5 protein-coding genes are annotated in these 6307 nt (G+C 64.0%); all 5 read left to right on the top strand.

The window, feature by feature from the left end; all coding sequences use genetic code 11:
* Positions 1-132 precede the first annotated feature (132 nt).
* Genes ACAM49_RS00680 through ACAM49_RS00660 form a run of 5 tightly spaced genes read left to right on the top strand, consistent with a single transcriptional unit; the run spans position 133 to position 6300 of the window.
* Positions 133-1110, top strand: coding sequence for an ABC transporter permease (locus tag ACAM49_RS00680; protein ID WP_369633465.1), 978 nt, complete (start codon positions 133-135; stop codon positions 1108-1110).
* Entirely contained in the window at positions 1110-2063 is a 954-nt protein-coding gene (locus ACAM49_RS00675; protein ID WP_369633464.1) for an ABC transporter permease, read from the top strand. Before ACAM49_RS00680 ends, ACAM49_RS00675 begins: the two co-directional genes overlap by 1 nt.
* Positions 2060-3919, top strand: a complete 1860-nt coding sequence (locus ACAM49_RS00670; RefSeq protein ID WP_369633463.1) for a dipeptide ABC transporter ATP-binding protein — start codon at positions 2060-2062, stop codon at positions 3917-3919. The genes ACAM49_RS00675 and ACAM49_RS00670 overlap by 4 nt, the downstream gene beginning before the upstream one ends.
* Positions 3920-3964: 45 nt before the next feature.
* Complete coding sequence (locus ACAM49_RS00665) at positions 3965-5647, top strand: ABC transporter family substrate-binding protein (RefSeq protein WP_369633462.1); 1683 nt, start codon at positions 3965-3967, stop codon at positions 5645-5647.
* Positions 5648-5685: 38 nt separating this feature from the next.
* The gene (locus tag ACAM49_RS00660; protein WP_369633461.1) at positions 5686-6300 is read left to right on the top strand and encodes a hypothetical protein; all 615 of its coding nucleotides are present in this window, start codon (positions 5686-5688) and stop codon (positions 6298-6300) included.
* The last annotated feature ends 7 nt before the right edge of the window (positions 6301-6307 follow it).

The raw sequence follows: 6307 nt of genomic DNA, 5'->3' as shown, positions 1-6307 counted from the left end.
GCTCACACCCCCGCCACCCCCGGCCCGCACCCAATAACACACGGATTGCCATGCCGTCAGCCGTCCGTACCCCGCGTTTACGCTTTCCACTCCCTATGATCTGGGGTCAGTACTCGACCCCGAAAGGGAATGATGGCCGGTTTTCTGCTGCGACGTGCGCTGAACTATGTCGTAATGCTCGTGCTGGCATCGTTCCTGACCTTCAGCCTGGCGTCGCTCACGTTCCGTCCGCTCGACAACCTCGAGCATCGCAACCCGCGTCCGCCCCAATCGGTGATCGACGCCAAGCGTGACGAGCTGAAGTTGGACATGCCGATCCCGCAGCGCTACGCCGAATGGGTCGGCGGCATCGTGGCGCACGGCGACTTCGGCAAGACACTGGCCGGGCAGCCTGTGAACGAGGAACTGCCACGGCGCATCGGAATCAGCTTGCGGCTGCTGCTCATAGGCTCGGTCATCGGTACGGTGCTCGGCGTTCTGATCGGTGCGGCGGGGGCGATCCGGCAGTACAAGTTCAGCGACTATTTCGCCACGGTGCTCTCGCTGCTGATCATCAGCACTCCGGTGTTCTTGCTCGCGACGCTGTTGAAATTCGGCGCCTACGAGGTCAATACGGCCACGGGACAGCAGATCTTCTACTACACCGGTGAGACTTCGGCGAACGCAGTGCACGGAGCGTGGAATCAATTGGTCGACCGCGCCCAGCACATGATCGTGCCGACGCTCGTCCTGATCCTCGGCGCGGCCGCCGGGTACAGCCGCTACCAGCGCAACGCCATGCTCGATGTACTCCAGAACGACTTCATCAGAACCGCTCGCGCGAAGGGCCTGACCCGGTCGAAGGCTCTGTACAAGCACGGCCTACGCACGGCGCTGATTCCCATGGCCACGCTGTTCGCGTACAGCTTCGGCGCGCTGATCACCGGAACCGCGTTCGTGGAGAAAATCTTCGGCTGGCACGGCATCGGTGAGTGGCTCATCGACTCGATCACTATCCAGGACATCTACCCGGTGGTGACAATCACCGCGTTCGTCGCGCTGGTAATCCTGCTGTGCGGGTTGCTGTCCGACATTGTCACCGCGATTCTCGACCCCAGGGTGCGTGCGTGATGACCGAAACCGAAATCATCGTTCAGGGCACACCGGAGCCGATGGCGGCCGGACGCCGGAAACTGGTGGTCCGGCGCTTCCTGCGCAACAAACCCGCGGTGGCCGGATTGGCGCTGCTGGTCTTGATGCTGGTCGTCGCGTTCGCGCTGCCGCCGTTCCTCAAGTACGACTACCAGCAACTCGATTACACGGCGCTGCTGAAACCCCCGAGTTCACGGCATCCCTTCGGCACCAATCAGATCGGGCAGGATGTGCTCGCCCAGACCCTGCATGGTCTCCAACGGTCATTGCTCATCGGCTTCGCGGTGGCGTTCCTGGCGGCCGTAATCGCAGCCTTCGCCGGGTCCGTCGCCGGTCTGCTGGGCGGCTGGACCGATCTCGCCATCATGTGGGTAGTCGATCTGCTGCTGGTGATGCCCGCCTTCATCATCGTGGCGCTCTTCGCACCGCGGACCAAAGGCAACAGCAGCATCGTGCTGCTCATCGTTCTGCTCGGTGGATTCGGCTGGATGATCACCGCCCGCATCGTGCGCGGGCTGACCCTGAGCCTGCGCGAGCGTGAATTCGTCAAGGCAGCGCGGTATATGGGCGCATCCACCTGGACGATCATCACTACCCATATCCTTCCGAACATCGCCTCGATCCTGATCATCGACACCGCGCTCGCGGTGGGTGCGGCGATCTTGGGCGAAACGGGTCTCAGCTTCCTGGGATTCGGTGTGCAGCCGCCCGACGTGTCATTGGGCACGCTGATCGCATCGGGGACCAAGTCGGCGCTCACGTACCCGTGGCTGTTCATGTTCGCGGGCGGCTTCCTGATTCTGACCGTGCTGTGCACGAACCTGGTCGGCGACGGCCTGCGCGACGCCTTCGACCCCACCGCGGGACGTGCGCGGTCCCGCCGCAAGGACCGGGCGGCCGGCAAGCAGGCCACTGGAAAGGCCTCGGCATGACCGACAAGACAATTCGGACCACCACCGCGCCGCTGCTCGAGGTCTCCGATCTGCGGGTCAGCTTCCCCAGCGAAGAGGGCCGCATCGACGCCGTGCGCGGTGTGAACTACACCGTGCAGGATGGCGAGGTGCTGGCCATCGTCGGTGAGTCCGGCTCCGGAAAATCGGTGTCGTCGATGGCGGTCATGGGACTGCTGCCGGACCAAGCTCGCGTGCAGGGGTCGATCCGGCTGCGCGGGCAGGAACTGCTCGGCATGGGTGATGGGCAGCTGTCCACACTACGCGGAAGCAAGATCTCCATGGTGTTCCAGGACCCGCTGTCGGCCCTGACGCCGGTCTACCGGGTCGGCGACCAGATCGCCGAAGCGCTCCTGGCACACAGCAAGATGAGCAAACGCGAGGCCGCCGATCGCGCGGTGGAACTGCTCGATCTGGTCGGGATTCCCGATGCAGCGTTGCGTGCCAAGGCTTTTCCACACGAGTTCTCCGGCGGCATGCGTCAGCGCGTGGTGATCGCCATCGCTATCGCCAACGATCCCGAGCTCATCATCTGCGATGAACCGACCACGGCGCTCGACGTCACCGTGCAGAAGCAGATCCTGAATCTGCTGCGCAAGGCCCGCGACATCACCGGCGCCGGCGTCGTCTTCATCACCCACGACATGGGTATCGCGGCCACCCTCGCCGATCGGGTTGCGGTCATGTACGCGGGCCGGGTTGTCGAGACCGCGCGCACCACAGAGCTTTTCAACGCTCCCAGGATGCCGTACACCGTCGGCCTGCTGGGCTCCATCCCGCGGCTGGATGGTCCGGCACGCCTGCCGCTGGTGCCTATCGTGGGTGCGCCGCCCGCCATGCATGCGCTGCCACCTGGCTGCCCGTTCGCGCCGCGATGCCCGGTCTCGATCGATGACTGCCATGCCGCGGAACCGCCCCTGCGGGACACTGAACCCGGACATCGCGCCGCGTGCATTCGTGTTGCCGAGGTCGGCACCGCGGATCTGTTCACGGCGTATCGCCGCGAGGTGCCATCGACAGAAGCCCCCATCGCCACCGATCAGCGCGTGGTACTGCGGGTTTCGGAGTTGAAGAAGACGTTCGCGCTGACCAAGGGCGTGGTCTTCAAGCGCCGCACCGGCGAGGTGAAGGCCGTGGACAATGTCAGCTTCGAGCTCGCGGCGGGCCGCACCCTGGCGCTCGTCGGGGAATCGGGTTCCGGGAAGTCGACCACCCTGACCCAGATCATGGATCTGGCCACGCCGGAGAGCGGCCGGATCGAGGTACTCGGCCATGATGTCGCCACCCTCACCAAGGCTCGGCGGCGAGAGATTCGGCGCAAGCTCCAGATCGTTTTCCAGGATCCCTCAGCCTCGCTGGATTCTCGGTTGCCGATCTTCGACGCGCTCGCCCAGCCGCTGCGTATCGATGGTCGGCCAATGCCTGAAATACGGAGCCGAGTACGGGAATTGCTCGAACTCGTGGGCCTGCGTCCTGAGCACGCCGACCGCTACCCCGCCGATTTCTCCGGCGGGCAGAAGCAGCGCATCAATATTGCGCGCGCCTTGGCGTTGGATCCCGAGATCCTGGTGCTGGACGAGCCGGTGTCCTCGCTGGATGTCTCGATCCAGGCCGGTGTGCTGAACCTACTGCGCGACCTGCAAGCCGAGCGTGGGCTCTCGTATCTCTTTGTCTCCCACGATCTATCGGTGGTGCGCAATCTCGCGCATGACATCGCTGTCATGTATCGCGGTCAGATCGTCGAATACGGTGCGGCCGAGCAGGTTTTCGAGGATCCTCGGCACGAGTACACGCGCGCCCTCATCGACGCCATCCCCGTTCCGGTCGTGACCGGGTAAGGGGCGGACAGTGTTCCAGCAGAACTCCGACGGAAGGAGCAACCGGTGAGGATTCGCTCGATCGGCATAAAGCTCGCGGTCCCACTGGTCGCCGTGACAATGGTGGCGACCGGATGCGGTGGTGACGACGGCACCGCGCCGCAAGGCAAGGCCGAACTCGGCACCACCAGCGACATCAATCCGCACGATGTCGCCGACCTGAAGGACGGCGGAAATCTGCGACTGTCGATATCGGCGTATCCGGCCAACTGGAACACGCTGAACGTCGACGGCAATGACGCTGAGATCACCAGTCTGGAACGGCCGATGATGCCGCGCGCCTTCCGCACCGACGCCTCGGCCAACCTGACGGTCAACACCGACTACTTCACCAGTGTCGAGCTGACCAAGACGGATCCGCAGCAGGTCACCTACACGATCAACCCGAAGGCCGTATGGTCCGATGGCTCACCGATCACGTGGGAGGACATCAGCTCCGAGGCGGAGGCGCTGAGCGGCCGCAACAAGGACTTCCTGATCGCCAACAACAACGGCTTCGATCGTGTCGACAAAGTCGAGCGCGGTGTCGACGACCGGCAGGCGATCATCACCTTCAACAAGCACTACGCCGACTGGAAGGGACAGTTCGCAGGCAACTCCTTCCTGTACCCGAAATCGGTGACCTCGGATCCCGCGGTCTTCAACAAGGGGCTCGTCGACGCCATCACGCTGACAGCGGGGCCGTTCATCGTCCAGTCGACCGATCGCGGTCAGGGACGAATCGTGCTCGGCCACAACCCGAAATGGTGGGGAGCGACACCCAAGCTGGACACCATCACCTACAGCGTTCTCAACAGCCAGGCGCTGATTCCGGCCCTGCAGAACAATGAGATCGATGCCGTCGGCATCGGCACCCGCGATGATCTGAAGACCGCCCAGAACACCCCGGGCATCGCCATTCGGCGTTCGCCCAGTAATTCCTGGGCGCACTTCACCTTCAACGGCGCGCCGGGCTCCATCCTCGCCGACCCAAAGCTGCGGGTGGCGATCAGCAAGGCGATCGACCGGCAGGGCATCGTGACCGCCATCCAGAACGGTCTCGTCAATGACCCTAAGCCGCTGAACAACCACATCTATCTGCAGGGGCAGAAGGGCTACCAAGACAATTCCCCGGCGCTCGACGCCGCCGCGGCCGCAAAGGAACTGGACGATCTGGGTTGGAAGGTACCGTCCGGCGGTGGCACTCGCGAGAAGGACGGCCGGAAGCTCGAGATCCGCGACGTCATGTACAACGACGACACGTGGGTCCAGATCGCGCAGATCATCCAGCAGAACCTCAGCTCCATCGGCGTGAAGCTCACCATCGACACCAAGCCCGGCCAGGACTTCTTCACCAAGGTCATTCAGCCAGGTGATTTCGATGTGGCGCAGTGGAGTTGGGTTGGGGACCCCTTCCCGCTCAGCAGCATCTACCAGATCTGGGGTTACAACCCCAAGGATGTCCAGGGTAACTACGGCCGAATCGGCTCGCCGGAGCTCAACGATCTGATCGAGCAGTGCGTGTCGGAACTCGACCCGGACAAGGCCGTCGACCTCGCCAACCAGATCGACAAGAAGGTCTTCGCCGAGGGCCACTCCCTGCCACTGTTCCAAAGCCCTGGCAACGTGGCCGTCCGTGCCGACCTTGCCAATTACGGTGCCGCCGGTCTGGCCAGCCTCGACTACACGAAAATCGGCTTCCTGAAGTGAATTCCCGGATGGGTCATGCTCTGGCCTATCCGGCGCTCGTGACGATCGGGACCCTGGCGATCACTCTCGCCGGGGTCCCGTTCGCCGATCCGGAGCAGGTGGGCGTGCTCACCGTTCTAGCCGTAGTCGTTCTGGCCTACAGCGGTTTCCGGTTCGCAGTGGCGCTCGGATACCTGCCCGCTGGGCTGCCGGGTGGCAGAGAGCCCCGCGAGGTGGCGGTGCGGCGGGTGCGGCAGCAGCATCGGTTGGTGAGCCGGTCATGGCTGGAGTTCACGATCGGGGGCAAGAACCGTTGGCTGCCGGTGTATTTCGACCCGGAGCTGCTGATGCTCACCCAATCGACCGGTGAATTATCCGGTCGCACAGTCACAGTCGATGGGCATCGGCTGTATCCAGCCGGCCATTTGCGAGATACGGAACCCGTCGGCCGTCTGATCGACAATCCGTCCCGACCGGATCCCGACGCGATGAGCCGGATCGGATGGGGCCGGAGACTGCTGCTCGACGCACAATCCGCCGTAGCCGCACCATTCGTCGCAATCTTCTGGGTGTACCTGGCGGGCGGCGGCACCGTGGTCTTCGCGGCCGCCACCGCGATAACCGCCGCAGCCGCCACCTGGCTGGCGGCGATTCGCGGCGGCGATCCGAGCTGATCGGCCG

The organism is Nocardia sp. JMUB6875, from assembly GCF_041154655.1.
Classification (GTDB): domain Bacteria; phylum Actinomycetota; class Actinomycetes; order Mycobacteriales; family Mycobacteriaceae; genus Nocardia.
The sequence above is the reverse complement of the archived record's forward strand: the minus strand, read 5'-3'. Positions and strand labels throughout refer to the sequence as shown.

Excerpts from the sequence above, each read along its gene's own strand:
- ACAM49_RS00680 (WP_369633465.1), top strand. The coding sequence starts at position 133 with ATGGCCGGTTTTCTGCTGCGACGTGCGCTGAACTATGTCGTAATGCTC.
- ACAM49_RS00675 (WP_369633464.1), top strand. The coding sequence starts at position 1,110 with ATGACCGAAACCGAAATCATCGTTCAGGGCACACCGGAGCCGATGGCG.
- ACAM49_RS00670 (WP_369633463.1), top strand. The coding sequence starts at position 2,060 with ATGACCGACAAGACAATTCGGACCACCACCGCGCCGCTGCTCGAGGTC.